Raw genomic sequence first — 25,953 nt, forward strand, 5'->3', positions numbered from 1 at the left:
TCGCGGCGGCCCGCCGCGGCGGCACCGGGGGTGCCGCCGCGACGGGCCCGTGCGCGCGAACGACATGAGACCGAGCGACGAAGTGCGAGGGGTGTGTCAGTGAGCACGGCCGGGTTCGACCCGAGCGCCTTCAAGGCGCAGCAGAAGGACAACTGGAACAACCTCAGCTCCGGCTGGGACCGCTGGTACGAACTGTTCGAGGCCGGGGCGCGGCCCGTGACGCGGCGCCTGCTGGACGGCGCGGGCGTCACCGACGGCGCGCGGGTCCTGGACATCGGCAGCGGCACCGGCCAGCCCGCCCTGGACGCGGGCCACGCCGTCGGCCCCAAGGGCGCGGTCCTCGGCGTCGACCAGGCCGGGGACATGCTGGAGGTGGCACGCCGCCGGGCCGCGGAGGCGGGACTGGCACACGTCGGGTTCCAGGAGCGCGACGCGGAGGACCTGGCGCTGGAGGACGCCTCCTTCGACGCCGTCGTCAGCCGGTTCAGCCTCATGTTCCTGCCCGACGCCGACGCCGTGCTGCGCGCCGCGCACCGGGCCCTGCGCCCCGGCGGACGGCTCGCGGTGTCCGTGTGGGGCACCGCCCCGCAGGTGCCGCTGCTGAGCCTGGCGTTCGGCGTCGTCGCCGCCCGCGCCGGGCTCGGCGCCCCGCCGGCGGGCTTGCCCGGCCCGTTCGGCATGGCCGACCCGGACGCGCTCGCCCGGCGGCTGCGCGACGCGGGGTTCACCGGCGTCACGCACGAGGAGTGCCCGCTCACCTTCACCGCGGCGTCCGTCGAGGAGTTCGTCCGCTTCTCCTGGGACCTGCTGCCGGGCTGGCTGCGCGGAAAGCTCGCCGAGCGCACCGGGGACGCCCGCGACGCGCGCACCTGGAACGCCGTCGCCAGCGCCGCCAAGGACTTCGAGACCGACGAGGGCACGGTGCGGATCACCTGCCTCAGCCACTGCTTCACGGCCGCCGCGGCGGGCTGACCCCCGCCCCCGGCCGCGCTCCCCGGCGCGGCCGGCGCCGCCGACCTCACTCCGCCACCCCTTAGGAGCGTCCCGCCCATGGAGTTCGACACCAAGCTGGTCAAGGTGGGCCAGCAGGCCGACACCCGCACCGGGGACATCGTCCCGCCCATCCACGTGGCCACGACGTTCGAGCAGCGGTCGCAGAGCGACCTGCGCTACTTCTACGGCCGCGGCGAGAACCCGACCCGCGAGGCCCTGGAGGAGTGCCTGGCCTCCCTGGAGGACGCGCCGCACGCCCTGGCCTTCTCCTCCGGCCAGGCCGCGGGGGCGACGGCGCTGTCCCTGCTCTCGCCGGGCCAGCGGCTCATCTCCTCCGACGACGTCTACGGGGGGACGTACTCCCTGTTCTCCACCCTCGGCAAGTACGGCATCACCGTCGAGTACACCGACCTGACGGACCCCGACGCGCTCGCCGCCACGCTCGGCGACGACGTGGGCATGATCTGGGTGGAGACGCCCACCAACCCGCTCCTGAAGGTCGCCGACATCACGGCCCTGGCCGCCCTCGCGCGCCCCCGGGGCATCCCCGTGCTGGTGGACAACACCTTCGCCAGCCCGGCCCTCCAGCAGCCCCTGGCGCTGGGAGCGGACATCTCGCTCTACAGCACCACCAAGTTCATCTCCGGCCACTCCGACGTCATCGGCGGCGCTCTCGTCCACCGCAGCGACGACTACCAGCGGGCGTTCTTCGCGTACCGCACCGCCTACGGCAACGTGCCCGGCGCCCTGGACTGCTACCTGCTGCACCGCGGCCTGAAGACGATGTCGCTGCGCGTCGAGCGGCAGAACCGCACGGCCGAACGCCTGGTCGCGCAGCTCCTGGAGTCCCCGAAGGTGGGAGCGGTGCACTACCCGGGGCTGGCCGACCACCCGCAGCACGCCGTCGCGGCCCGCCAGATGTCCGGCTTCGGGTCCGTCGTCTCCTTCGAGTACCTCGGCGACCCGCAGGAACTGCTCAAGCGCACCGAGCTGTTCGCGGTGGCCGTGAGCCTGGGCAGCGTGCACTCGCTGATCGAGTGCCCCGCCCTGATGACGCACCGGCCGGTGCCCCCGGAGACCCGCGCGGCCCTCGGCATCTCCGACCGCCTGATGCGGCTCGCCGTCGGGATCGAGGACGCGGGCGACCTCGCCGCCGACCTGCGGAACGCCCTGTGAGCGCCCCGGCGCCGCTGGCCGGGACGACGCTGGCCCCGCCGGTCCTCCTGGAGGGCCCCAAGGGCACCGAACTGCAACGGCTGGGCCGCCCGGTCACGCGCCCCTGGTGGACGAGTGAGGCCCTGCTGCACGACGAGGGCCGGGAACAGCTCCGCGCGGTGCACGGCGCCTACCGGGAGGCGGGCGCGGCCCTGGTCACCGCGAACACCTTCCGCACCAACGTCCGGGCGCTGCGCCGGGCCGGAGCCGACGAGGAGCTGTCCCGGACGCTGGTGCGGCGCGCCGTCGACGACGCCCGGGCCGCCGCCGGGGACGGCGCGTCCGGCACCCGGCGGGTGCCGGTGGCCGCGTGCGTCACCACCGCCGACGACTGCTACCGGCCCGACCTGACCCCGCCGGACGACGTGCTCGCCGCCGAACACGGCTGGCTGGTGGACCGGCTCGCCGAGGAGAAGGCCGACCTCGTCCTCGCCGAGACGATGAACACGGCGCGGGAGGCGGTCGTCGTCACCGACCTGTGCCGCCGTGCCGGGCTGCCCGTCTGGGTGAGCTTCGTGTGCCGGGAGGGCGGGCGGCTGCTGTCGGGCGAGGACCTGGGCGAGGCGGCGCGGGCCGTGGCGGCGGCGGGGGCCGGCGCCGTCCTGGTGAACTGCGTGGCGCTGGCCGACCTGGACGCCGCGCTCGACGCGCTGGCCGCCGCCCGGCCGGGGCCCATCGGCGCCTACCCGAACCTGGAGGACCGCTCGGGCATCGAGGAGTGGACCCCGGTCAACCGCTACGTGCCGGTGGCGTGCCCGCCCCAGGAGTTCGCCGACCTGATGGCCGGACGCATCGAGCGGTACGGGCTCGACATCGTCGGCGGCTGCTGCGGGACGACGCCCGCCCACGTCGCGGCCCTGCACGGCAGGCTCGCACCGGACGGCCTGAGCGGCGGGGCACCGTCCTGAGCGGCCGGGCACGGGGCGGCCGGGCCGGTCCGCGGGCTCACACGAGCATGCGGATCAGCTCGGCCACCCCGTCGTCGTCGTTGGCCGGGAGCACCACGTCCGCCTGCCGCAGCACGTCCTCGTGCGCGTTGGCCACCGCCGCCCCGAGCCGGGCGGCGGCCAGCATGGGCAGGTCGTTCGGCATGTCCCCGACCGCCGCCGTCCGCCCCGCCGGCACGCCGACGAGTCCGGCGAGCCGGTGCAGCGCCCGCCCCTTGTCCGTCTCCGCCCGGGACAGCTCCAGGAAGTAGGACGTGGAGCGGGTCATCCGGAACGCCCCCGCGGCGAGGGGCTCGAAGAGGCGGCCCAGGGCTTGCGGCCCCACCGCGGGGTGGACGGCGAGGATCTTCACGACGGTGTCCCCGTCCCGCACCGCCGTGGCCACGTCCGCCTCCGGCCGGTGCGGCCAGCAGTCGGGCACCAGGTGCCGGAACGGGGCGTCGAGGTGGAGGCCCCGGGCGGTGTCCACGCCGAGCACCACCCCGGGGACCGCCGCCCGCAGCCGCCCCAGCAGACCACGGGCGACGGCGGGCGCGAACCCCTCGCGGTGCAGGACGCCACCCGTCTCCGCCCGCACGATCACCGCGCCGTTGCTGCACGCCAGCGGGCCGGTCAGGCCGTGGGCGCGGGCGACCTCCAGGGCGTCGCGCACGGGCCGGCCGGTCACCGCCAGCACGGTCAGTCCGGCCCGCGCGGCGTCCCGGAGGGCTCCGCGCGTGGCCGGTGAGACGTCTCCCGCGGAGTCCAGCAGCGTGCCGTCCAGGTCCGTGCACAGCAGCCGGACGTCCGTCACGGCCTCACCCGCGCGGGCGCCTCGACGAGCGCGGACGCCCGGACCTGGATGCGCACCAGCCGGGTGCCGGTGAACGCGGCCTCGACGTGGCCGCGCACCGTCAGCAGCTCGGTGACCGCGCCGTCGGCGACCGGGCACCACAGCCAGTTGCTGTCCGGGTCCAGCCAGCAGCCGATGCCCTGGGCGACGGCCCGGGGGAGCGGCGCGGCGGGGCCCTCACCGCGCGGGGCGGCGGGCACCATGCGGGCCAGGGCGTCCGGGATGCCGTGCAGGTCGAGCACCACGGGCGTGCCGGTGCGGTCGCACCCGATCCAGGCCGAGCCGTGGTAGGAGAGCCGGACGAGCCCGGGGTCGTCCTCCCACGCCGGGCCCTCCCCGGCGGTGATGACGAGGACGCGGGTCCCCGCGTCCCAGCGGACCGCGGGGGTGGCGCCCTGTGCCGCGTGGTGGCCGGCGGTCAAGGACGTCGACTGCGTGTGGTGCACCATGTCTGTCCCTCCTCGGATGCGATCGCGGGTGCGGTCGCGGGAGTGCGCTCACGGGGGTGTGCGAGCGCCGGTGTGCGATCACGGGTGTGCGGCCACAGGTGTGTGGCGCGGGGGTGTGGCGCGGGGCGTGCGGCCACGGGCGGGATCAGACCGCCTGGAGCCGGTCGAGACCGGTCACCGGGACCTCGGGCGGCAGCCGCGCGGGCCGCAGCTCGATCTCGCCCACCGCCGTGTCCTCGGGCGCGTCCAGCACCCAGCGCACGGTGCGCGCGACGGACTCCGTCGAGAGCTTGTACACGGACTCGTCACCGTCCAGGCTGGCGACGGCACCGGGGCTGAGGAGACTCGTCCGCACCCCGTGGCCGCGCTCCTCCAGCAGGAGCACCTCGGCGACGGCCTTCAGCGCCGCCTTCGTGGCGCAGTAGGCGGCCCCGCCCTCGAAGAACCGGGTACCGGCGTGGCTGCCGACGAGGACGATGCGGCCCTTGCGCGCCCGCAGGTGCGGCAGCGCCGCCTGGACGAGCACCACGATGGAGGTGAGGTTCACCGCCACGGCGTCCTCCCACTCCGTCAGCGGCAGCGTGTCCAGCCGCCCCAGGGAGCGCTGGACCCCGTTGGCGACCACGGCGTCCAGCCCGCCGCCGCGCGCCGCCTCGGCCACGGCGGCGGCGACGTCGGACGCGGAGCGCAGGTCGGCGACGACCTCCCGCATCCACGGCAGCCCCGACGGGGTGCGGTTGAGGCCCCAGACCGTCCAGCCCGCCCGGTGCAGCTCCTCCGCCATGGCCCGCCCCGAACCGCGGTTGGCCCCGGTGATCAGCACCGTTCCCGCGTGACCGCTCATGCGGAGATCCGCCGCACCAGGTCGGTCCACACGCGGACGATCTCAGCGGGCTCCGCGCCCTGCCGGAACAGGTCCTTGTCCAGCGGGCGCCCCGCGGTGTCGCGCAGCCGCATGCAGTCCGGCGAGACCTCCGAGTTGATCACCGGCCTGCCCTCCGCGTCCGGCCCGACGACCAGGCAGAAGTCCCACAGGTCCAGCGGTGCCAGCCAGGAGCGCAGGGCGGCGTTGCAGGTGAGCGCCGTCTGCCGGTACGCCTCGACGTCGACCCCGGCGGCCCGCAGGTAGTCCTCCCCGATGGGCTGGTCCTCGGGGTCGATGCGGAAGTCGAACTTCACCACCGGCGGGTCGAACCGGTGCCCCTCGGGGAACAGGCCCGGGTACTTGCGGACGGTGGAGCCCGTGGCCAGGTTCTTGACGATCACCTCGAACGGCGGCGCGGGCACGTAGGCGGCCTCGTAGGAGACCGGGCCGAGGCGGCGGCGGAAGACCGTCCGCACCCCCTCCTCCTCCAGCCGGGCCGCCGCGGTCTCGTAGAAGTCGAGCCGCAGCCGGGCCGTCTCCGGGATCATCTCGTCACGGTCGTAGGTGTAGCTGCGCAGGCTCGGGATCAGTTCGACCCGGCACGACGTGCCGTCGTCGCCCAGCCACAGCCGCTTGCTGCGGCCCTCGATGTCCGGTGTGCCCTGTCCGGTGTCCGTGTGCGCGATCGAAGACATGGGTCAGATGTCCCTTCGATGGTCGGCGTGTTCCCCGTGGTCCGTGCGTCGTCCGTGTACCGCCGCGGCCGGGTCGGCCGGGCGTCCCGGCCACCGCGCGCTGCCGCGCCGCGTGCCGGGAGACGGAAGGTGGAGGGTGTGCGGTTGACGGAGGAGGGGGCGGTCACCGCCCGGGGGCGCGGGCGTCAGCCCGTCGTCGGCGGACAGGCGTGGCCCTGTCCGGCCCGGGTGCGCCGGTGCGGGACGCGGACGCGGTCGGCGCGTTTCACAGCAGCCGTGCCCCCGCTGTGACGGACGGGGCCTGCGGCCGTGGCCGGCCCGCGGCGCCCCTGTGCCCCCCTGCTCCCCATGAACGACAGACTTCCCGCATCACCGCGTCACGTCAAGGGTCCCTTCGGACAGCCAACTCGGCTCTGAGATGCGCGAGTTGGCAAGCCTGGCCGAAACCCGGCGGTGCGCCGCCGGGACTCCCCCGCCCCCGCCCCGCCCGCTGCGAGGCCCGGGGGCGGGGCGGCGCGCACACGCGGACCGCCCCCGCCCGCGCGAGGCGGTACGGGGGCGGGCGGTTTGATGCTCGTGGCCGTCGGCGGCGCCGGTGGCCCGGCGCCGGGCGCCGGGCCGGTCACATCCGGGTGGCGGGGATGCGGCCGAGGCGTCCGGCCTGGAAGTCGTCGAACGCCTGGGTCAGCTCGGCGTGGCTGTTCATGACGAACGGGCCGTAGTGGGCCATCGGCTCCCGGATGGGCCGCCCGCCGAGCAGGACGACCTCCAGCGGCTCCGCTCCGGCGTCCGCGCGCAGGGTGACGCTGCTCCCGGCCCCGTACACGGCCGTCTGGCCCAGCCCGACCGGGCGCCGGTCGGGCCCGACGGTGCCGCGTCCGGTCAGCACGTAGGCCAGCGCGTTCCAGTCGGCCCGCCACGGCAGGGTCACCTCGGCGCCGGGGCTGACGGTGGCGTGCACCATGGTGATGGGCGTGTGGGTGATGCCGGGCCCGGCGTGGCCGTCGAGGTCACCGGCGATGAGCCGCAGCAGGGCGCCGCCGTCCGGGGTGGTGAGGAGCTTCACCTCGCCGCCGCGGATGTCCTGGTAGCGGGGGTCGGTCATCTTGTCCTTGGCGGGCAGGTTCACCCACAGCTGGAGGCCGTGGAACAGGCCGCCGTTCATGACCAGCTCCTCCGGCGGCGCCTCGATGTGCAGCAGTCCGGAGCCGGCCGTCATCCACTGGGTGTCGCCGTCGGTGATCGTGCCGCCGCCGCCCTCGGAGTCCTGGTGCACGAAGGTGCCGTCGATGAGGTAGGTGACGGTCTCGAAGCCGCGGTGCGGATGCCACGGGGTGCCCTTGGGCTCGCCCGGCGCGTAGTCCACCTCACCCATCTGGTCCATCATGATGAACGGGTCGAGGTGCTCGTAGCGGATGCCGGCGAAGGCGCGGCGCACGGGGAATCCCTCCCCCTCGAAGCCGCTCGGTGCCGTGGTGACGGCGAGTACGGGCCGGGCGGTCGCCTCGCCCGTCGGTGCCGCTACGCGCGGCAGGGTCAGCGGGTTCTCGACGGTGATCGCGGGCATGGCTGGCCTCCTCGGTGGACGGTTCCAATGTAGTTGAACATTGAACCTCGGCCAAGCCGTGCGCTATTCCCGCCGGGCCGGACGCGTCCGGCACCCGGGTGGGGAGCGAGGGAGGCGTCACCCGTCCGGCCGTGCGGGGGCGGACGTCACTCGTCCGGCCGTACGGGTGGCGTCAGCCGTACATGCGGCGCATCGCGAAGTCGACCATCTCCTCGACGGCCTTCGCGTCGAAGACGACCCGGTGGTCGCCCTCCATGTCCAGGACGAAGCCGTACCCGGTCGGCAGCAGGTCCAGCACCTCCGCCCCGGTGATGACGAAGTAGCGGGACTCCTTGCCCGCGTACGCCCGCAGCTCCTTGAGGGAGCTGAACATCGGGATCACCGGCTGCTGCGTGTTGTGCAGCGCCAGGAAGCCCGGCGTCTCGCCGCGCGGGCAGTAGACGCGGGCGTTGTGGAAGATGCCCTGGAAGTCCTCCGGCGACAGGGTGCCGGTGGCGAAGCCCCGCACCGCGTCCGCCAGCGAGGGGGGCGAGGGCTCGGGGTAGTGCGGCTGCGGCACCTGCGCGCCGTGCCCCTGCTGGCCGTGGCCGGACGGCTGCCCGCCGTAGCCCGGCGGCGGCTGCTGGCCGAAGCCGGGTGGTGGCGGGGCCCCGTACTGCTGGTGCCCCGCGGAGGCGTTCTGGTCGTAGCCGTACATACCCAGAAGGATAGTGAGTCACGACGCGACGCTTTGGGGTTGCTTGTTATTACCGACGGGTAGCATGATGGAGCTACTTACTGGTACGCATCTGGAGGAACCTCCCTCCCCGTCTCTACGGAGCCTGTGCCCATGGGCCACTACAAGTCGAATCTGCGCGACATCGAGTTCAACCTGTTCGAGGTCCTCGGCCGCGACGCGGTGTACGGCACCGGGCCGTTCGCGGAGATGGACGTGGACACCGCCAAGAGCGTGCTGTCCGAGATCGCGCGGCTGTCCGAGAACGAGCTGGCCGCGTCCTACGAGGACGCCGACCGCAACCCGCCGGTCTTCGACCCGGCGACGAACACCGCGCCGGTCCCGGAGTCCTTCAAGAACAGCTACCAGGCATACATGGACGCCGAGTGGTGGCGCCTCGGCATCCCGGAGGAGATCGGCGGCACCACCGCCCCGCGCTCCCTCCTGTGGGCCTTCGCCGAGACGATCCTCGGCGCCAACCCGGCGGTGTGGATGTACGCCTCCGGCCCGGCCTTCGCGGGCGTCCTCCACGAGGAGGGCACCGAGGAGCAGCACCGGATCGCCCAGCTCATGGTGGACCGCCAGTGGGGCTCCACCATGGTGCTCACCGAGCCCGACGCGGGCTCCGACGTCGGCGCGGGCCGCACCAAGGCCGTCCGCCAGGAGGACGGCACCTGGCACATCGAGGGCGTGAAGCGCTTCATCACCTCCGGTGAGCACGACATGTCCGAGAACATCGTGCACTTCGTGCTCGCCCGCCCCGAGGGCGCGGGCCCCGGCACCAAGGGCCTGTCCCTGTTCATCGTGCCGAAGTACGACTTCGACTGGGAGACCGGCGAGATCGGCGAGCGCAACGGCGCCTACGCCACGAACGTCGAGCACAAGATGGGCCTCAAGGCGTCCAACACGTGCGAGATGACCTTCGGCGACAAGCACCCGGCCAAGGGCTGGCTCCTCGGCGAGAAGCACGACGGCATCCGCCAGATGTTCAAGATCATCGAGTTCGCGCGGATGATGGTCGGCACGAAGGCCATCGCCACCCTCTCCACCGGCTACCTGAACGCGCTGGAGTACGCCAAGGAGCGGGTGCAGGGCGCCGACCTCACCCAGTTCACCGACAAGACCGCCCCGCGCGTCACCATCACGCACCACCCGGACGTGCGGCGCTCGCTCATGACCCAGAAGGCGTACGCCGAGGGCATGCGCGCCCTCGTCCTCTACACCGCCTCCGTGCAGGACGACATCCTGCTCAAGGAGGCCGCGGGCGAGGACGCCTCGTCGGCCCACCGCCTGAACGACCTGCTCCTGCCGATCGTCAAGGGCTACGGCTCCGAGAAGTCCTACGAGCAGCTCGCCCAGTCGCTCCAGACCTTCGGCGGCTCCGGCTACCTCCAGGAATACCCGATCGAGCAGTACATCCGGGACGCCAAGATCGACACCCTCTACGAGGGCACCACGGCGATCCAGGGCCAGGACTTCTTCTTCCGCAAGGTCGTCCGCGACCAGGGCCAGGCCCTGACCGCCCTCTCCGAGGAGATCAAGAAGTTCCTCGCCGAGGCGGCCGGCGGCGAGGAGCTGGCCGGCGCGCGCGAGCACCTGGCCAAGGCGGCGGCCGACCTGGAGGCCATCGTCGGCACCATGCTGACGGACCTCGCGGCCACCGAGAAGGACGTCAGGTCCCTCTACAAGGTCGGCCTGAACACCACCCGCTTCCTGCTCGCCTCCGGCGACGTGGTGATCGGCTACCTGCTGCTGCGCGGCGCGGTCGTCGCGGCGGACAAGCTCGCCGGTGCCCCGGCCAAGGACAAGGCGTTCTACGCGGGCAAGATCGCCGCGGCGAAGTTCTTCGCGGCCAACGTCCTGCCGGGCGTGGGCGTCCAGCGCGAGATGGCCGCGGACGTCGACCTGTCCCTGATGGACCTGGACGAAGCGGCGTTCTGACCGGAACGGCCGGTCCGGCCGGACCGGCCGTTCCGGCCCCCCGGCGGGTGCGCGGACCACTGTCCGCGCACCCGCCGGTAACCGGCCCGTGGCCGTGCGCGGTCCCGCTCCCGGTCGGGGGGAGCGGGACCCTACTCTGTCGTAGCCCGTCCGTATGCTGGGCGTCATGCAGTCTTTCCCCGGCCGTTTCGACCGTGGCCACACCGACGACCTCCTCGCGTTCCTCGCCGCGTCCCCCACGCCGTACCACGCCGTGGCCAACGTGGCGCAGCGGCTGGAGAAAGCCGGGTTCCGCGAGGTCGCCGAGACTGACGCCTGGGACGGCGCGGCCGGCGGCCGGTACGTCCTGCGGGGCGGCGCCGTCATCGCCTGGTACGTGCCCGAGGGCGCGACCCCCGTCACCCCCTTCCGCGTCGTCGGCGCACACACCGACTCCCCGAACCTGCGCGTCAAGCCCGCGCCGGACACCGGCGCCCACGGCTGGCGGCAGCTCGCCGTCGAGATCTACGGCGGCACCCTGCTGAACACCTGGCTCGACCGCGACCTCGGCCTCGCCGGGCGGCTCGCCCTGCGCGACGGCACGACGCGCCTGGTCAACGCCGACCGCCCGCTGCTGCGGGTGCCGCAGCTCGCCATTCACCTCGACCGGCAGGTCAACGACGGCCTCAAGCTCGACCGGCAGCGCCACATGACCCCGGTGTGGGGCCTGGGCGAGGCCCGCGAAGGCGATCTGCTCGCCTTCCTCGCCCGGGAGACGGGGCTCGACGACAGCGACATCCTCGGCTGGGACCTCATGCTGCACGGCGTCGAGGCCCCCGCGTACCTCGGCCGGGACGACGAGCTGATCGCCGGTCCGCGCATGGACAACCTGCTGTCGGTCCACGCGGGGACGGCCGCACTCGTCGCCGCCGCCACCTCCGACGGCGCCGGGCCCCCGCACATCCCGGTGCTCGCCGCCTTCGACCACGAGGAGAACGGCAGCCAGTCCGACACCGGCGCGGACGGCCCGCTGCTCGGCAACGTCCTGGAACGCTCCGTCCTCGCCCGCGGCGGCGGCCACGAGGACCGGGCCCGCGCCCTGGCGGGCACCGTCTGCCTGTCCTCCGACACCGGGCACGCCGTGCACCCGAACTACGCCGAACGGCACGACCCGACGCACCACCCCCGGCCCAACGGCGGCCCGATCCTCAAGGTCAACGTCAACCAGCGGTACGCCACCGACGGCACCGGACGCGCCGTCTTCACCACCGCCTGCGAGCGGGCCGGGGTGCCGTGGCAGAGCTTCGTGTCCAACAACGCGATCCCCTGCGGCACGACGATCGGCCCGATCACCGCCGCCCGGCACGGCATCGCCACCGTCGACATCGGCGTGGCCATCCTGTCCATGCACTCGGCCCGCGAACTGGCCGGTGCGGACGACCCGCACCTCCTCGCCGCCGCCCTCGCCGCCTTCCTGGCGCACTGACGCCGCACCCGGAGGCGGACGGCCGAGGGCCGCCTCCGGAGGCGGACACCGAGGGGCACACCCGCCGAGGCGCGCCCCTCGGCCCGCGTCATCCCGCGTCGAGACCGGCGAGGACGAGCGGCAGCCGGGCGGCGCCACCGGGGGTCTGCCGGACGGGCACGCCCCAGTCCTGCTGGTGGACGTGGCAGGCCGGGTACTCCGTCGCCGGGTCGTCGTCGCAGGACGCCGCCATCGCCGAGACGTGCAGCACCCCCTCGGGCACCTCCGGGTCCAGGACCAGCTCCCGCGCCAGGTCGCTGCCCTGGCCCGCGCCGCCGGCCAGCAGCTCCGGCGGGGTGGCGCTCACCAGCAGCCGCGTCGCCGGCCCGTAGCGGGTGTCCAGCTTCTGCCCGGACGGCGCGGTGAACACCACGTCCAGGCGCAGCGTGCCGGGCGTCACGTCCGTCGTGGCCCGCCGCGTGCGGTGCGCCACGTCCGCGACGGCCACCGCCTCCTCGGGCAGCCGCAGCCGCGTCAGCCGGTGCCGCGCCGACTCGACGACGACGATCTCCCCGGCCGCCCCGGCGTCCCCGTGCGGCAGCACCGCGGCCGAGGGCTCCCGCAGGTCCGTGGCGAGCGTGGTGACCTCGCCGGTCGCCGGGTCGTAGCGGCGCAGGGCGTGGTTGTAGGTGTCGCAGACGGCCACCGAACCGTCCGGCAGCGCGGTGACGCCGAGCGGGTGCTGGAGCAGCGCCTGCGCGGCCGGTCCGTCCCGGTGCCCGAAGTCGAACAGCCCGGTGCCGACGGCGGTGCGGACGGTCAGGTCCGCGTCCAGCCAGCGCAGGGCGGACGTCTCGGCGTCGGCGATCCACAGGCGGTCCCCGGCGGCGGCCAGCCCCGAGGGCTGCGCGAACCACGCCTCGGCCGCGGGCCCGTCCACCAGGCCCTCGTTCGTCGTCCCGGCGACGGCGGCCACCCGCTCCGTCGCCGGGTCGTACGTCCACAGCTGGTGGACGCCCGCCATGGCGATCCACACGCGGTCCGCGAACCAGGCGACGTCCCACGGCGAGGAGAGCGCCACGTCCCGGGCGGGGCCCTCCGCCGGGGAGCCCTGCCACCACTGGCGCCCGGTCCCGGCCAGCGTGCGCACCTCGCCGGTCGCCGGGTCGTAGGCGCGCAGCGCGTGGTTGACGGTGTCCGCGACGACGACGGTTCCGTCGGGGAGCAGCGTGAGCCCCTGCGGTTCGCTGAACCGGGCGGCGTCGGCCGGTCCGTCGGCCAGACCGCGTTCCCCGGTGCCGATCCGCCGCAGGACGGTCTCGCCGTCGGCCGCCAGTTCCACCAGGGCGTGCCGGGTGGAGTCCGTCACGAGGAAACCGCCGTCGGGCAGGGCGAGCGCCTTGCCGGGGAACCGCAGGTCCGTCGCCGCCGGCTCCGGCGGCACGTAGGGGCCGTCCCCGCGCCGCAGGGTGCCCTTCGCCGCGTGCTCGGCCTCCAGCTCGGCGACGAGGGCGGCGATGGCGTGCGCGTGGCCCTCCCCGGCGTGCTGCGCGACGACGTACCCCTCCGGGTCGATCACCACCAGCGTCGGCCAGGCCCGCACCGCGTACTGCTTCCACGTGGCCAGCTCCGGGTCGTCCAGCACGGGATGGCGCACCTCGTACCGCTCGACGGCGTCCACGACGGCCTGGTGCTCGGCCTCGTGCACGAACTTCGGCGAGTGCACCCCGATGATCACCACCGTGTCGCGGTGCTTCTCCTCCAGCTCCCGCAGCTCGTCCAGGACGTGCAGGCAGTTCACACAGCAGAAGGTCCAGAAATCCAGGATCACGATGCGGCCCCGGAGCGCGGCGAGGGACAGCTCCTCGTCACCGGTGTTCAGCCAGCCACCCTTGCCGGCCAGCTCGGGGGCGCGGACACGGGCACGGCGCGGGGCGGAGGAAGCAGCGTTCATGGGTCAAGGGTGCCACTGGCCCGGCTGCGGTCGCCGACCACCCGGCCCGGACGTCACAGGCCGTCCGGGCGGACGTCCCTCACGCCGGGCCGAGCGGCGTGCCGCGGTGAGGGGGCCGGTGTGCGGCGCATACCGGCCACGGCTTTTCCCCGCCGCTCCGGCCGCGTTCCGCCGCGTGACCCGTTTCCCGCGTCGTCAGGAACCACAGGATCACACCCGTGCCCCTGTTCTCCGGGCAGAAGAGCGCCTTTCGTCAAGGGGAGGGAATTCCCGCTCCGGCGCACGTTGTCTCTTATCCGACGCCATGTTCCCCGCCCCGCGGGAAACCCGTCACTGCATGGCGATGGCGAGCGTGCCGCAGCGGAATCCGGACGGGGGTGACACGCGCCGGCCCCGGCGGGCCCCCTGCGGCTTCTGACCACTCCCGGCCCGACGAGGAGCAATCCGTGAACGCAGAACAGCTCATAGAGGCGATGAAGCCGGACGTCGAGCGATTCGTCAGCGGAAATCCGCTGGTGGAGCTCGCGCGCGACGGGAAAATCGGCACCGAGCACTTCAAGAGGCTCCTCCTCGCCGAATTCCAGTGCCAGGAGGCCGAGCTGTCCAGCTACGCGCTCCTGGTGGCCCGGCACCGGCACGAAACACCCGCCACCCTGTTCTCCTTCACCCTGCACACCATCGCCACCGCCCGCGGCCTCCTGCGTGAAGCCGCCCCGTCGGTCGGCATCCCTGACGCCGCCATTCCGCTCGTGCCGGCCGACCAGGGACTGTTCCGCGTGGTGCGGGACCTGTCCTGGATGGGGACGCAGGCCGGTGCCGCCGAAGCCGCCCTCTACCTCCACACGGACCTGTCCACCTGGTGCACCCTCTTCTCCCGCGTCGTCGACGCCTCCAAGGAGTCGACGGACGCCTCCCGTCCCGTGATCACCTACATGGAGTCCTGGGGCGACAGGCCGCCGCCCGAGGTCGCCGAGGGAGCCCTGGCGGTGATCGAGCACGGCCTGGCCCGGGGCGAGGAGCCGGACCGGGTGCTGCACACCGCCCGGCAGCTGGAAGCGCTCCTCCACCCCTACTGGACCTACGTCGCCGGTGGTTGAAGGGGTGAGGAGCCTGCCGCCCGGCAACCGTCCGCCGGCCTGGGAGGCGTGATGCCCCGGCCCCCGTCCCCCGGCGGCACCGCGTCCGGCACCGCGTCCGGCACCGCGTCCGGCACCGCGTCCGGTGACGGCGTCACACTCCGCACCGACGCCATCCGCCGCCACGACCCGAACCTGCGCGCACTGACCAGCGACAACTTCTCCGGAGCCCACCCGGAGGTGCTCGCCGCGCTGCACCTCGCCAACGGAGGGCACCAGCCGGCCTACGGCGCGGACTCCTACACGGCGGACCTGGACGGCGTCTTCCGGCGCCACTTCGGGCCGCACGCCCAGGTCTTCCCCGTCTTCAACGGCCCCGGCGCCAACGTCGTCGCGCTCCAGGCCGTCACCGACCGCTGGGGCGCGGTGGTGTGCACGCAGGAGGCGCACCTCAACGAGGACGAGGGCGGGGCCCCCGAGCACATCGGCGGGCTGAAGCTGCTCGGCCTTCCGTCCCGGGACGGGAAGCTCACGCGGGAGTCGGTCGGCGAGGCCGTGCGGGCGGCTGGCGACATGCACAGCGCCGCGCCCCAGGCTCTCTCCCTGGCCCAGTCCACGGAACTGGGCACCTGCTACACCGTGGAGGAGCTCCGCGACCTCACCGCCCACGCCCACGCCCACGGCCTCGCCGTCCACCTGGACGGGGCACGGCTGGCCAACGCGGCCGTCTCCCTGGGTGTCCCCCTGGCCGCCTGCACCGCGGACGTCGGGATCGACGTGCTGTCCTTCGGCGGCACCAAGAACGGTCTGCTGTTCGGCGAGTGCGTGGTCGTCCTCGACGACTCCCGTGTCCGGGGCGTGCCCCACCTGCGCAAGCGCTCCACCCACCTGGCCTCCAAGATGCGCTTCCTGTCCGTCCAGTTCGAGGCGCTCCTCGCGGGCGACCTGTGGCGGCGCAACGCGGCCCACGCCAACGCGATGGCCGGCCGGCTGAGCGTCCTGCTGTCGCGGAGCGCGGGAGTCGCGGTCTCCAGGCCGGTGGAGGCGAACGCCGTCTTCGTCACCCTGCCCCGGGAGGTCCTCACCCGGCTGCTCGACCGCTACACGTTCTACGTCCACGACGAGGAGACCGGAGAGGTGCGGCTGATGTGCTCGTTCGACACCACGGAAGAGGACGTCGACGCCTTCGCCGCGGCGGTGGCGAGGGAAGCCGCCCGGAGCTGAGCGCACCGCGCGGAGGCCGCCGGCACTCCGCGCGGGGCCGGTGCCGGGGTGGTGCTCCCGGCCGGGTGGCGGGCGGTGCCGGGCAGCGCTGCGGGGGCCGGGACGTGCCGGTGTTTCGCACTACTCTGCCGGAGAAGGCTGAATGGGGCACCGGCGAAGCCGGGGAGAGCGCGAGGCGGGCGGTGAGGCGGAGATGCGCGGGCGAACGGGCACCTGGGCGCGGACGGCGGTGGTCGGCGCGGTCGTGCTGGCGGCCGTCGGCGCCGTCGTGGTCCTCGGAGCCCGCGAGACCCGGCCGCAGCCGGCGCCGCGCACGCCGCACACCACGGTGCCGGTGACGGCCGAGGCGGAGGCCGCGCTGCGGCGGCTGGAGCGGGCCGGGCTGCCGGTGGAGCGGCCGCGCGTCGTCACGCGGGCCTCGGACCCGGACCGGCTGCTGGGCCGGTCGGACGGCTACCGCAGCAAGGTCTCCTTCGAGGACCGGCGGGTGGACGGCGGTCTCGTCGTGGACAACGATCCGGGCAGCGTCGGGCTGGGCGGCGTCATCGAGGTGTTCCCCGACGAGGGGGCCGCGCGGCGGCGGGCGGAGCAGTTGCAGCGGGAGGGGCTCGGCTTCCCGGCGCGCCAGGAGCGCGGCTACCTGGCCGGTGCGGTGCTGCTGCGGCTCTCGCCGTACCTGGCGGACCAGCACGCGGCCGAGTACCGACGGGTGCTCGGTGCGCGTCCGGTGCCGCCGGCGACGCCGACGCCGGACGTCCGCGAGGTGTGAGAGGCGTGCGGGAGCCCCGGCAGCCGGAGGGCGCGGGGCGCCAATCGCGTGCGGCGGGTCAGCCGCGCAGGCCGGTGAAGTCGTCGCCGAGGACGAGGGTGACCACGCCGGGGGACGTGCCGTCGGCCGCCATGCGCACCTCGGGCAGGCGGCCCGCCAGGACGTCGGCGTGTCCGCGCAGGCCCTCGGGGTGGGCCAGGGTGGTCCGCGGCGTCTTCTCGGGCGCGTTGCCGGTGCCGACGATCTGGAAGCCCGCGCGGCCCAGTTCCTGCGCCACCTCGCCCGCCAGCCCGGCCCGCTCCGTCCCGTTGAGCACCTGCACGCGGACGCGGGAGGGGATGAGGTCGGCGGTCTCCTCGGCGCTGGCGGCCAGCTTCGCCTTGTCCACCTCCTCGTCCTTGGCGAGCTTGGTGAACAGCGTCTCGGCCTGCGGGTACCGCCACACGACGTTCGCCTTGTCGGTGGGGACGTCGAGTTCCCTGGGGTAGTTGGGGACGGTGAGGAAGGTGAGCCGGTCGGTGGCTATGCCCTGCACGCCGGTGGCCAGGTCGTACAGCGGGCGGACGCCGGCGAGCGCCTTGTCGGTGGTCAGCGAGGAGGTGAACGCCTCCAGGAAGCCGTAGAGGGCCTGGGGGTCGGTGAGCTTGGACTGCGCCTTCTTCGCCAGGGCCTCCATGAAGTCCTGCTGGCGGTCGATGCGCTCGATGTCGCTGCCGTTGCCGGTGGCGTAGCGGGTGCGGACGTAACCGAGGGCGTCCTCGCCCAGCAGCGTCTGGCATCCGGCCTCCAGGTCGAGGCGGGCCTTCTTGTCGCGGATGGGCTGCTCGGGGCAGACCTCCACGCCGTCGACCGCGTCGACCATGCCCTTGAAGCCGTTGAAGTCGACCGACATGTAGTGGTCCATGCGCAGGCCCGTGTTGTGCTCCACGGTCTTGACGGCGCACGTCGCGGCCCCGGACACGTCGCCGGACAGGCCGCCGAGCGCGAACGCCGCGTTGATCTTGAAGTGGTGCGGCTCGGACTCCGTGCCGTCGCCCTGGTCGCAGGCGGGGATCTCCACCCACGAGTCCCGGGGGAGGGAGACGACCGTCGCCCACTCCCGGTCGGCGGACAGGTGGACGATCATCAGCGTGTCGGACTGCATCGTCTCGTACCCGGAGCCGTACTTGCCGCCCGTGCCCTCGCGGCTGTCGGAGCCCACGACGAGGATGTTCTTCGCGCCGGGGCTCAGGTTCACCGGGCGGTTGTCGCCGAGGCGCTCGTCGATGTCGGCGGCCTCGATGTTCCCGTCGAGCCGCTGGAGCAGCCAGGCGCCCGCTCCGGCCCCGCCCAGCAGGAGGACGGCGAGGACGCCGGCCGTCCACAGCAGCGCCCGGCGGCGCGGCGATCCGGTGCTGCGGGGCCGGCGGCGGCTGCGGCGGGGCGCGTCCCCCGCGCCGCCTGTGCCGCCCGCACCGTTCTCGCCGGACCGGGAATTCCGGGCGCCCCGGGAAGCGCTGTGTATACCGCCCACGCCTTGCCTTTCCCGCCTTGGAGCCGCCCGGCCCGCATTTCCTCGCACCGGCCGTTGGCACGGCCGGTCCTGACGCGCGTAGCCGGTGCGCGCATTCGGCCGGCGTCACCCGGCGCGTCATGTCGCCCGTCACCGGTGACGGTCACCGTGCGTTTCACCACTGTGCGTGTCACTGATCACGTCTCGTTCGCGTCGGCGTCCGCGGCACTGCCCGCCGCACCGGACGGCGAAGCGGCCGGTACGCCGTACGGGCGCCCGGCCGGCGCCCGTGCTCCGGCGCCCTCGCCGGAAGTGCCGTGGGGGAGCGGCACGCGTCGCCCCGACAGTACCAACAGGCAGCCGGGCCACGGCAGTCCCAAGATCATCCCTGCGGCGCGGAATGCGGCGGGATTGGCTCCTGGGTCACCGTGCGCACACGAGCCGTGAGCCGGGACCCGCCGGGGCGGGTCCGGAGCGGGTCCGGGGTGGCGTTCGCCACGCACCAATATTTGCTCTTCCTTTACGATGCTTCGATAGAACACGGACCAGAGCGGGCATACCGAGGATTCCCGCCGTACCGAAAGGAGCCGTAGTCCCGCCATGGGCGAACCTCCCAGTATCTGCCGTGCCATGCCCTGCGCACCGATGAAGCCGGAAGCGGGGGTGGCACGGTGACCGAAGTGCTGCTTCTGCTGCTTGCCCTGCTGCTGACCCTCGCCTGTGCCGTGTTCGTGGCCGCCGAGTTCTCGCTCACCACCGTGGAGCGCGGCGCGCTGGAGCGGGCCGCGGCCGCGGGCGAGCGCGGTGCCGAGGGCGCCCTGCGCGCGGTCCGGCGTCTGACCTTCCAGCTCTCCGGCGCGCAGCTCGGCATCACGGTGACGTCTCTGGTCATCGGCATGCTGGCCGAACCGTCCGTCGCCGCCCTGCTCCGCGGTCCGCTCGGCGCCGCGGGACTGTCCGAAGGCATCGCGTCCACCGTGGCGCTGGCCCTCGGCGTGGTGCTGTCCACCGTCGTCCTCATGGTGGTGGGCGAGCTGGTGCCCAAGAACTGGGCGATCTCCCGGCCGCTGGCCGTCGCCAAGGTGGTGGCCGGGCCGCAGCGCGGCTTCACCGCCGTCTTCTCGGTGCTGATCCACCACCTCAACGAGACCGCGAACCGGCTGGTGCGGCGCATGGGCCTGGAGCCCGCCGAGGAGCTGGCCTCCGCGCGCACCCCGGCCGAACTCGTCGCCCTCGCGCAGCACTCCGCAGCCGAGGGCGCCATCGAGGCGGACTCGGCGGAACTGTTCGTGCGCACCCTGCACCTGGGCGAGCTGACGGCCGAGAACGTCATGACGCCCCGGGTGGACGTCAAGGCGCTGGAGGTGCGCGCCACCGCGGCGGACGCGGCGAACCTCACCCTCGCCACCGGCCTGTCCCGCTTCCCGGTGTACCGGGACTCGCTGGACGAGGTCGTGGGCGTGGTGCACGTGCGGGACGTGCTGGCCCTGGACGAGGCGCGGCGCGCCGCCACCCCGGTGGGGCGGCTGGCGGCCGAGCCGCTGTTCGTGCCGGACAGCCTGCCGGTGGACCGGCTCCTGGGGCGGCTGCGCGGCAGCCGCACGATGGCCGTGGTCGTGGACGAGTACGGCGGCACGGCCGGTGTGGCGACGCTGGAGGACATCGTGGAGGAGGTCGTGGGCGAGGTCCGCGACGAGCACGACCCCGAGGAGCAGCCCGGCCTGATCCCGGCGGCCCGCAGCGGCGACGGCGCACCGGTGTGGGAGGCCGACGGCAGCGTCCGCATGGACGAACTGTCCGCGATCGGGCTCGCCGCCCCGGAGGGGCCGTACGAGACGCTGGCCGGGCTCATCGCCGCCCGCCTGGAGCGCATCCCGGCCCGGGGCGACCGTGTCGAGCTGGACGGCTGGCAGCTCACCGTCCTGGAGACCGACCACCACCGCGCCGACCGCATCCGCATCACCGGCGTGCCGCCCGAGCCGCCGGGGCCGCGCGCGTCCGCACCGACGCGTCCGGCCCGCGCCGACCGCGCCGACCGTCCGTCCGGCTCGTCCGGTGGCGCGGGCGGGGCCGGGGCGCGCACGTCGCACCTGGAGGACGCCCGGTGACCGCGCTCCAGCTCACCATCGGCGCGCTGACCCTGCTGACCAACGCCTTCTTCGTGGGCGCCGAGTTCGCGCTCATCTCGGTGCGGCGCAGCCAGATCGAACCGATCGCCAGGACGGGCGACAAGCGGGCCCGCACGGTGCTGTGGGGCCTGGAGCACGTGTCGGTGCTCATGGCCACCGCGCAACTGGGCATCACCGTGTCCTCGCTGGTGCTGGGCATGGTCGCCGAACCGGCCATCGCGCACCTGCTGGAACCGCCGTTCGAGGCGCTGCACGTGCCGCACGCGCTGGTGCACCCGATCGCGTTCGCCATCGCGCTGACGCTGGCCACGTACCTGCACATGCTCATCGGCGAGATGGTGCCGAAGAACATCGCCCTGGCCGCGCCCGAGCGCACCGCGCTCGTCCTCGGTCCGGCGCTCGTGGCGCTGACCCGGGTGCTGCGCCCGGTGGTGTTCGGCATCAACAAGCTGGCCAACGTGCTGCTGCGGCTGCTGCGGGTGGAGCCGAAGGACGAGGTCGCCTCCGTCTTCACCGACGACGAACTGGCCCGCCTCGTGGAGGACTCCAGCGCCGCCGGGCTGCTGGGGCCGGAGGAGAGCGCCCGGCTGCGCGACGCCCTGGAGCTGGGCCGCCGCCCGGTCGGCACGCTCATCGTGCCGCCGGTGCGGATGGTCACCGTCGGCCACGGCGTCACCCCGGCCCAGCTGGAGCGCACGGCGACGGCCTCCGGCTTCTCCCGGTTCCCGGTCACCGGGCCCGGCGGGACGGTGCTGGGCTACCTGCACATCAAGGACGCCCTCGGGGTGCCGCGCGACCGGCCCTTCCCGCGCACCGCGCTGCACACCGTCACCCGGGTGCGCATCGACACGCCGCTGGACGACGCGCTGACCGCGATGCGGGCGGCGGGCACCCACCTGGCCGCCGTCACGGGCGACAAGGGCGCGGTGCTGGGCTACGTCACCATGGGCGACGTCCTGGAGGAGCTGGTCGGCTCCTCGGCCCCGCCGTCGCCGGAGAAGGCCGGGGGATGACGTGGGCGCGGGCGCGCGGACGTCACGGGCGCGCGGATGTGCGGACGCACCGGCGTCGCGTGCCGGTCCGGGAACTCCGTCCGCGGGCCCATAGTTGGGTAGTCGGCCCGTCACGGGCCGGTACAGCGCCGGGTCTGCGGCCCGGCACACGGCAGGCTATGGACGCGAGACACACGAAGGAGTGAACGCCGCGATGGTGTTCAAACGGCTGCTCGGGTCGCTCGGTGTGGGCGGGCCCACGGTGGACACAGTGCTGTCCGGCGGTCCCGCGCTCCCCGGCGGGCCGCTGCGCGGGCAGGTGCACCTCAAGGGCGGCACCGCCGCCCACGAGATCGAGCACGTCACCCTCGAACTCGTCGCCCGGGTCGAGGCCGAGCACGCGGAGGGCGAGGACACGGGCACCGTCGCCTTCGAGCGGTACACCGTGGGCGGTGGTTTCCGGCTCGACGAGGGGGCCGAGCACGTGCTGCCCTTCGAGGTGCCGCTCCCGTGGGAGGTCCCGGTCACCGAGCTGCACGGGCAGCCGCTCGGCGTCGTGCTCGGCGTCCGCACCGAGCTGGGCGTCGCCGGCGCCCGGGACAAGAGCGATCTGGACGCCGTCGCGGTCGCTCCGCTGCCCGTCCAGGAGGCGGTGCTCGAAGCGCTCGGGCAGCTCGGCTTCGTGTTCGTCTCGGCCGATCTGGAGCTGGGCCGCATCCAGGGCACCGCCCAGCGGCTCCCCTTCTACCAGGAGATCGAGCTGAGCCCGCCGCAGCACCAAGCCCACGCGCTGAGCCAGCTCGAAGTCACCTTCCTCGCGGCGCCGGACGGGGTCGACGTCGTGCTGGAGGCCGACCGGCGCGGCGCGGGCCCGTTCGGCGCGTTCGGCGGCGGCGACGCGCTCAACCGCCACACCGTCGCCCACGAGGACGCCGGGCAGCGGGACTGGACGGCCGTGGTGGCGGAGTGGGTGCGGCAGCTCGTGGACGGGCGCACGCACCCGGGCGGCCACCACGCCGGGCACGCCGGCGGCCACGGGCACGGCGGCCCCGGCGTGGGCGCGGCCGTCGCGGCGGGCGCGGCCGGGCTGGCCGTCGGCGTCGCGGGCGGCCTGGTGGCGGCCGAGATCGTCGACGAGATCGGCGACGCCCTGGAGGACGACGCCGCGGAGGACGCCTTCGCGGGCGACGCCTTCGGCGGCGACGAGGGGGACGCGGGCGAGGAGGGCTGACGCCCGCCGCCGCCCGTTCCCCGGTCAACGGCACACTCACGACAGTTCACGACAGTTACGGAGACGCACATGGCACTGTGGGACCGACTCAAGGAATCCGCCCAGCAGATGCAGGGCCAGCTGGAGTCGAAGAAGAACGAGCTGAAGAGCGGCGGCTTCCGCGACGCGAGCATGGCCATGTGCGCGCTCGTCGCGGCGGCCGACGGTTCCGTCGACCCCTCCGAACGGCAGCGCGTCGCCCAGCTCATCACGAGCAACGACACGCTCGGCAACTTCCCCGCCGACGACCTGCGCCGCCGGTTCGACGCCTACCTGGACCAGCTCACCGGCGACTTCGCCTTCGGCAAGGTCGCCGTGCTCCAGGACATCGGCAAGGTGAAGAAGAAGCCGGTGGAGGCGCGGGCCGTCATCCAGATCGGCATCGTCATCGGCGGAGCCGACGGCAACTTCGACAAGGACGAGCAGGCCGTCGTCCGTGAGGCGTGCTACGCGCTGGACCTCCCCCCGCACGAGTTCGACCTCTGAGCACCCCGGCCGACGGTGCCTTCCCCTCCCGCGTGCGCAGACGCCCCCACCCGCGGGGCGCTCACACGTGCGAGAGGGCGAAGGCGGCCAGGAAGCCCGCGACCGTCACCAGGCCGGTGAGCAGGTGCGCCTCCTCGAAGGCCTCGGGGATCATCGTGTCCGCGATCATGGCGAGGATCGCGCCGCCCGCGAGCGCGGTGACGGCGGCCAGCGCCTGTGGCGGCACGCCGCCGAGCACCGTGCGCCCCAGCAGCGCCGCGACGGCGCTGACCAGGGTGATGCCGCCCCACAGCCCGAAGACGTAACCGCGTGAGCGGCCCGCCCTGCGCATCCCGGCCGCGCTGGACAGCCCCTCCGGCACGTTGCTGACGAACACCGCCCCGACGGTGGCCGCGCTGACTCCGCCGCCGCCCAGGAGGCTCACCCCGATGACCACCGACTCCGGCACGCCGTCGAGCAGGGCGCCGAGCGCGATCGCGTTGCCGGAGCCCGGATGCTCGTCCTCCGACGGCTGCTGGTGGCCCGAGCGCTTGCGGTGCCGGGCGCCGTGCCGGGCCAGCGCCACGTTGGCGCCGGTGTAGAGCGCGGCACCGGCGAGCGCCCCGAGGGCGGTCGGCACGAGCCCCGCCCGCTCGTGGGCCTCGGCGATCAGCTCGAACGAGACGGCGGACAGCAGCACGCCGCTGCCGAACGCCATGACGAGTGCCACGAGCCGGGTGGGGACCCGCAGCGCGTATCCGGCCAGGGCCCCGAGCAGCAGCGCGGAACCGGCCAGCAGGCCCCAGCCGCCCGCGATGAGCGCGTCCGTCAACGTCCCGCCTCCCTCCGGTGCACGGTCCTGCGGGTACCCGCTGCGGACGGGCCGTCACCGCCCGGCCGCGGACGTGCCGGAAGGTGACGGCCCGACCGCCGGACGGTGTGCCCTCCGCCGGGTGCCCGGCGCGCCGGTGGCGGCGTCAGATCCGGCCGTGGCGGCGGTACCACAGGGCGCCGCCGATGAGGGCGAGGACGGCGGCCCCGCCGAGCCCCCATGTCGTGCCGTCGGCCATGGTGCTGCCGCCGACGCCCGTCTCCACGCCGCCCTTGGGCGCGGGGGAGGGACCGGCCGGTGCGGGCCCGGCCCCGGGGCCGTGGGTGGCGGCGGCGGAACCGGTGGGGCGCGGCGCGGGCGGCTGCCCGGCGCCGCCGTCGCCCGGCTCGTCCGTCGCACCCGGCTCGCCCGGCTCACCTGCCTCGCCCGGCTCCGCGGGCTTCTCGCGGGGGGCCTGTTCGTGTTCCGGCTCCGGCGCGGGCTCCCGCTCCTTCTCGCCGGGTGCGCCGGTGAGGCGTGCGCCCGGCGAGGGACTGCCCGTGCCGTCCGTCTCGTCGCCGCCGGTCCGGTCGCCGGTGACCGTGAAGCCGCCGCTGAAGGGGCCCTCGTCGCCGCAGGTGACCGAGACCCGGTAGTTCCCCGGCTCCGTGTCGCGGGGGAGGGTCCCGGTGCCGCCCACCATGTTGCTGAGCGGGCCGAGTCCGAGGTCGGGCAGCCGGGTGCCGCCGGGCGGTGCGGTGAAGGACGCGGTGCCCTTCTCCTTCGTGCAGTTGCCGCCGTCGAAGACGGAGAACTCCCCGCCCGGGGCGATCTCCTGGGGCTGGACGAGCACGCCGCGCCCCCGGGCCGCACCCGTGCCGCCGCCGTATCCGTCATCGTCACCGTCCGCCGCCAGGGCCGCTCCGGCCGGACCCAGCAGGGCGGTCGCGGAGAGGGCGGCTGCGGCGGTGAGGGCCGAGAGTGTCGGTATACGCATGAGGCCCATGGGACATGCCGGGTCCCGTGCCAACCACCGGGGTGATCCGAACGAGCGATGCGGCCGGGCCTGTGCCCCGGGGGGTTTTCCGGCACCCGGCGGGGGCAAGCGGGGACCTGGATCGAACGTACGGACGCACGGACGTGCGGGGCCACCGCACCGGACGGACCGACACATCGGAGGTCATGTCATGAGCATGGGAATCGCTGCCAGAAGGGGACGGAGCGCCGCGCGGCGCACGGCCCACAGCTCCGCGATGGACATCGCCGCCCGCTGGGGCCTGGCCGCACGCGGCGTGCTCTACGTGCTCATCGGCCTGCTCGCGCTCCAGATCGCCTTCGGGCAGAGCGGCGAACAGGCCGATCAGAACGGGGCGTTGCAGACGGTCTCGCAGCAGCCCTTCGGCCAGTTCGTGGTGTGGGCCATCGGCATCGGGCTGATCGGCATGGCGCTGTGGCGGCTGAGCGAGGCGCTGTTCGGAGCCTCCACCCCGGACGGGCACAAGGCGTCCAAGCGGGCGATATCGGGACTGCGCTTCGTCATCTACGCCTTCCTCGCCTTCTCCGTGCTGCGGTTCGCGACGGGCAGCGGCAGTTCCGGGGAGCAGCAGTCCAGCGACATCACCGCGCGGGCACTCGAACTCCCCGCCGGGCAGTGGATCGTGGGCCTGGCGGGCGCGGCCGTCATCGCGGGCGGGCTGTACATCGCGGTGAAGGCGGTGCGCCGCAAGTTCCGCGAGGAGCTGAAGATGTCCCAGATGTCGCGCCGCGCCCGCAAGACGGTCGACTTCCTCGGCGTCGCGGGCGGGGCGTGCCGCGGGGCGGTGTTCATGGCCGCCGGATGGTTCGTCGTGCAGGCGGCCCTGACCTACGACGCGGACGAGACGAAGGGCATGGACCAGGTCCTGCGCTCCTTCGCCGACACCCCCGTGGGGCCGTGGCTGCTGGTGGCCATCGCCGTCGGCCTCGCCCTGTTCGGCGCGTTCTCGCTGGCGATGGCCCGCTGGCACAAGGTCTGATCCCGCCCCGGGCGGCCCCGGACGCCGGAGGGTCCGGCGCGCACCGCAGCGCACGCCGGACCCTCCGTGCGTACCGCCGGGCGTCCCTCCGTG

Annotated in this window: 23 protein-coding genes; 13 read left to right on the forward strand and 10 right to left on the reverse strand. The window is 74.3% G+C overall.

Features of this window, described 5'->3' with window-relative positions; genetic code table 11:
- The first annotated feature begins 99 nt into the window (after positions 1–99).
- From V1J52_RS18460 to V1J52_RS18470, 3 genes are all read left to right on the forward strand, one after another.
- Entirely contained in the window at positions 100–972 is an 873-nt protein-coding gene (locus tag V1J52_RS18460) for a class I SAM-dependent methyltransferase (protein ID WP_330140957.1), read from the forward strand.
- A 78-nt stretch (positions 973–1,050) separates the two neighbouring features.
- Positions 1,051–2,169: a trans-sulfuration enzyme family protein gene (locus tag V1J52_RS18465; RefSeq protein WP_330140958.1), complete on the forward strand. Its 1,119-nt coding sequence runs from the start codon at positions 1,051–1,053 to the stop codon at positions 2,167–2,169.
- Positions 2,166–3,116 (forward strand): homocysteine S-methyltransferase family protein, encoded by a 951-nt coding sequence (locus V1J52_RS18470; RefSeq protein ID WP_330140959.1) that lies wholly within the window; start codon positions 2,166–2,168, stop codon positions 3,114–3,116. Before V1J52_RS18465 ends, V1J52_RS18470 begins: the two co-directional genes overlap by 4 nt.
- A gap of 37 nt (positions 3,117–3,153) precedes the next feature.
- Here the strand turns inward: V1J52_RS18470 and V1J52_RS18475 are convergent, their stop codons facing one another.
- From V1J52_RS18475 to V1J52_RS18500, 6 genes are all read right to left on the reverse strand, one after another.
- Positions 3,154–3,948: an HAD family hydrolase gene (locus V1J52_RS18475; protein ID WP_330140960.1), complete on the reverse strand. Its 795-nt coding sequence runs from the start codon at positions 3,946–3,948 to the stop codon at positions 3,154–3,156.
- Complete coding sequence (locus V1J52_RS18480; protein ID WP_330140961.1) at positions 3,945–4,436, reverse strand: hypothetical protein; 492 nt, start codon at positions 4,434–4,436, stop codon at positions 3,945–3,947. Before V1J52_RS18480 ends, V1J52_RS18475 begins: the two co-directional genes overlap by 4 nt.
- Before the next feature lie 145 nt (positions 4,437–4,581).
- Positions 4,582–5,280 carry an SDR family oxidoreductase gene (locus V1J52_RS18485; RefSeq protein WP_330140962.1) on the reverse strand — a complete coding sequence of 233 codons (699 nt, stop codon included), beginning with the start codon at positions 5,278–5,280 and terminating at the stop codon, positions 4,582–4,584.
- Entirely contained in the window at positions 5,277–5,996 is a 720-nt protein-coding gene (locus tag V1J52_RS18490; RefSeq protein WP_330140963.1) for a phosphoribosylaminoimidazolesuccinocarboxamide synthase, read from the reverse strand. The genes V1J52_RS18485 and V1J52_RS18490 overlap by 4 nt, the downstream gene beginning before the upstream one ends.
- 622 nt (positions 5,997–6,618) lie before the next feature.
- Positions 6,619–7,563: a pirin family protein gene (locus V1J52_RS18495; protein WP_330140964.1), complete on the reverse strand. Its 945-nt coding sequence runs from the start codon at positions 7,561–7,563 to the stop codon at positions 6,619–6,621.
- Between the two features lie 172 nt (positions 7,564–7,735).
- Positions 7,736–8,260: an SseB family protein gene (locus V1J52_RS18500; protein WP_330140965.1), complete on the reverse strand. Its 525-nt coding sequence runs from the start codon at positions 8,258–8,260 to the stop codon at positions 7,736–7,738.
- Between the two features lie 132 nt (positions 8,261–8,392).
- Between V1J52_RS18500 and V1J52_RS18505 the strand changes: the two genes are divergently transcribed.
- Together V1J52_RS18505 and V1J52_RS18510 are read left to right on the forward strand one after the other, a co-directional pair.
- Positions 8,393–10,219 carry an acyl-CoA dehydrogenase gene (locus tag V1J52_RS18505; protein ID WP_330140966.1) on the forward strand — a complete coding sequence of 609 codons (1,827 nt, stop codon included), beginning with the start codon at positions 8,393–8,395 and terminating at the stop codon, positions 10,217–10,219.
- A 166-nt stretch (positions 10,220–10,385) separates the two neighbouring features.
- Positions 10,386–11,684: a M18 family aminopeptidase gene (locus V1J52_RS18510; protein WP_330140967.1), complete on the forward strand. Its 1,299-nt coding sequence runs from the start codon at positions 10,386–10,388 to the stop codon at positions 11,682–11,684.
- Between the two features lie 88 nt (positions 11,685–11,772).
- On the opposite strand, the gene V1J52_RS18515 is transcribed toward V1J52_RS18510, so the two are convergent.
- Positions 11,773–13,617, reverse strand: coding sequence for an NHL domain-containing thioredoxin family protein (locus V1J52_RS18515; protein WP_330140968.1), 1,845 nt, complete (start codon positions 13,615–13,617; stop codon positions 11,773–11,775).
- Between the two features lie 446 nt (positions 13,618–14,063).
- Here V1J52_RS18515 and V1J52_RS18520 point away from each other — a divergent pair, with 446 nt between their 5' ends.
- The 3 genes from V1J52_RS18520 (at position 14,064) to V1J52_RS18530 (ending at position 16,686) form a co-directional block, all read left to right on the forward strand.
- A complete protein-coding gene (locus V1J52_RS18520; RefSeq protein ID WP_330140969.1) occupies positions 14,064–14,714 on the forward strand; it encodes a hypothetical protein in 651 nt (216 codons plus the stop codon).
- Between the two features lie 51 nt (positions 14,715–14,765).
- Complete coding sequence (locus tag V1J52_RS18525; protein WP_330140970.1) at positions 14,766–15,917, forward strand: threonine aldolase family protein; 1,152 nt, start codon at positions 14,766–14,768, stop codon at positions 15,915–15,917.
- Positions 15,918–16,110: 193 nt separating this feature from the next.
- Positions 16,111–16,686, forward strand: coding sequence for a hypothetical protein (locus V1J52_RS18530; protein WP_330140971.1), 576 nt, complete (start codon positions 16,111–16,113; stop codon positions 16,684–16,686).
- Positions 16,687–16,744: 58 nt separating this feature from the next.
- On the opposite strand, the gene V1J52_RS18535 is transcribed toward V1J52_RS18530, so the two are convergent.
- Positions 16,745–18,199 carry an LCP family protein gene (locus tag V1J52_RS18535; RefSeq protein ID WP_443075860.1) on the reverse strand — a complete coding sequence of 485 codons (1,455 nt, stop codon included), beginning with the start codon at positions 18,197–18,199 and terminating at the stop codon, positions 16,745–16,747.
- 650 nt (positions 18,200–18,849) lie between these two features.
- On the opposite strand from V1J52_RS18535, the gene V1J52_RS18540 reads away from it, so the two are divergent.
- From V1J52_RS18540 to V1J52_RS18555, 4 genes are all read left to right on the forward strand, one after another.
- Positions 18,850–20,286, forward strand: coding sequence for a hemolysin family protein (locus V1J52_RS18540; protein WP_330140972.1), 1,437 nt, complete (start codon positions 18,850–18,852; stop codon positions 20,284–20,286).
- Positions 20,283–21,320 (forward strand): hemolysin family protein, encoded by a 1,038-nt coding sequence (locus V1J52_RS18545; RefSeq protein ID WP_330140973.1) that lies wholly within the window; start codon positions 20,283–20,285, stop codon positions 21,318–21,320. Before V1J52_RS18540 ends, V1J52_RS18545 begins: the two co-directional genes overlap by 4 nt.
- 193 nt (positions 21,321–21,513) lie before the next feature.
- Positions 21,514–22,530 carry a sporulation protein gene (locus V1J52_RS18550; RefSeq protein ID WP_330140975.1) on the forward strand — a complete coding sequence of 339 codons (1,017 nt, stop codon included), beginning with the start codon at positions 21,514–21,516 and terminating at the stop codon, positions 22,528–22,530.
- A 69-nt stretch (positions 22,531–22,599) separates the two neighbouring features.
- Positions 22,600–23,055 carry a tellurite resistance TerB family protein gene (locus V1J52_RS18555; RefSeq protein WP_330140976.1) on the forward strand — a complete coding sequence of 152 codons (456 nt, stop codon included), beginning with the start codon at positions 22,600–22,602 and terminating at the stop codon, positions 23,053–23,055.
- Positions 23,056–23,116: 61 nt separating this feature from the next.
- Here V1J52_RS18555 and V1J52_RS18560 read toward each other — a convergent pair whose 3' ends face one another.
- The gene (locus tag V1J52_RS18560; protein ID WP_330140977.1) at positions 23,117–23,866 is read right to left on the reverse strand and encodes a ZIP family metal transporter; all 750 of its coding nucleotides are present in this window, start codon (positions 23,864–23,866) and stop codon (positions 23,117–23,119) included.
- A gap of 145 nt (positions 23,867–24,011) precedes the next feature.
- Complete coding sequence (locus tag V1J52_RS18565) at positions 24,012–24,842, reverse strand: GVDTG sorting domain-containing protein (protein ID WP_330140978.1); 831 nt, start codon at positions 24,840–24,842, stop codon at positions 24,012–24,014.
- A 190-nt stretch (positions 24,843–25,032) separates the two neighbouring features.
- On the opposite strand from V1J52_RS18565, the gene V1J52_RS18570 reads away from it, so the two are divergent.
- Positions 25,033–25,860 (forward strand): DUF1206 domain-containing protein, encoded by an 828-nt coding sequence (locus tag V1J52_RS18570; protein WP_330140979.1) that lies wholly within the window; start codon positions 25,033–25,035, stop codon positions 25,858–25,860.
- Positions 25,861–25,953 lie beyond the last annotated feature (93 nt).

The sequence above is a fragment of the Streptomyces solitudinis genome, assembly GCF_036323765.1.
Taxonomy (GTDB): Bacteria; Actinomycetota; Actinomycetes; order Streptomycetales; family Streptomycetaceae; genus Streptomyces.

What these genes read in the sequence shown, in the direction of transcription:
- V1J52_RS18565 (WP_330140978.1), bottom strand. Translation starts at nt 24,842, where the DNA reads ATGCGTATACCGACACTCTCGGCCCTCACCGCCGCAGCCGCCCTCTCC.
- V1J52_RS18490 (WP_330140963.1), bottom strand. Translation starts at nt 5,996, where the DNA reads ATGTCTTCGATCGCGCACACGGACACCGGACAGGGCACACCGGACATC.
- V1J52_RS18515 (WP_330140968.1), bottom strand. Translation starts at nt 13,617, where the DNA reads ATGAACGCTGCTTCCTCCGCCCCGCGCCGTGCCCGTGTCCGCGCCCCC.
- V1J52_RS18530 (WP_330140971.1), top strand. Translation starts at nt 16,111, where the DNA reads ATGCGCGGGCGAACGGGCACCTGGGCGCGGACGGCGGTGGTCGGCGCG.
- V1J52_RS18500 (WP_330140965.1), bottom strand. Translation starts at nt 8,260, where the DNA reads ATGTACGGCTACGACCAGAACGCCTCCGCGGGGCACCAGCAGTACGGG.
- V1J52_RS18465 (WP_330140958.1), top strand. Translation starts at nt 1,051, where the DNA reads ATGGAGTTCGACACCAAGCTGGTCAAGGTGGGCCAGCAGGCCGACACC.
- V1J52_RS18570 (WP_330140979.1), top strand. Translation starts at nt 25,033, where the DNA reads ATGAGCATGGGAATCGCTGCCAGAAGGGGACGGAGCGCCGCGCGGCGC.
- V1J52_RS18550 (WP_330140975.1), top strand. Translation starts at nt 21,514, where the DNA reads ATGGTGTTCAAACGGCTGCTCGGGTCGCTCGGTGTGGGCGGGCCCACG.
- V1J52_RS18510 (WP_330140967.1), top strand. Translation starts at nt 10,386, where the DNA reads ATGCAGTCTTTCCCCGGCCGTTTCGACCGTGGCCACACCGACGACCTC.
- V1J52_RS18505 (WP_330140966.1), top strand. Translation starts at nt 8,393, where the DNA reads ATGGGCCACTACAAGTCGAATCTGCGCGACATCGAGTTCAACCTGTTC.
- V1J52_RS18525 (WP_330140970.1), top strand. Translation starts at nt 14,766, where the DNA reads ATGCCCCGGCCCCCGTCCCCCGGCGGCACCGCGTCCGGCACCGCGTCC.
- V1J52_RS18495 (WP_330140964.1), bottom strand. Translation starts at nt 7,563, where the DNA reads ATGCCCGCGATCACCGTCGAGAACCCGCTGACCCTGCCGCGCGTAGCG.
- V1J52_RS18485 (WP_330140962.1), bottom strand. Translation starts at nt 5,280, where the DNA reads ATGAGCGGTCACGCGGGAACGGTGCTGATCACCGGGGCCAACCGCGGT.
- V1J52_RS18480 (WP_330140961.1), bottom strand. Translation starts at nt 4,436, where the DNA reads ATGGTGCACCACACGCAGTCGACGTCCTTGACCGCCGGCCACCACGCG.
- V1J52_RS18555 (WP_330140976.1), top strand. Translation starts at nt 22,600, where the DNA reads ATGGCACTGTGGGACCGACTCAAGGAATCCGCCCAGCAGATGCAGGGC.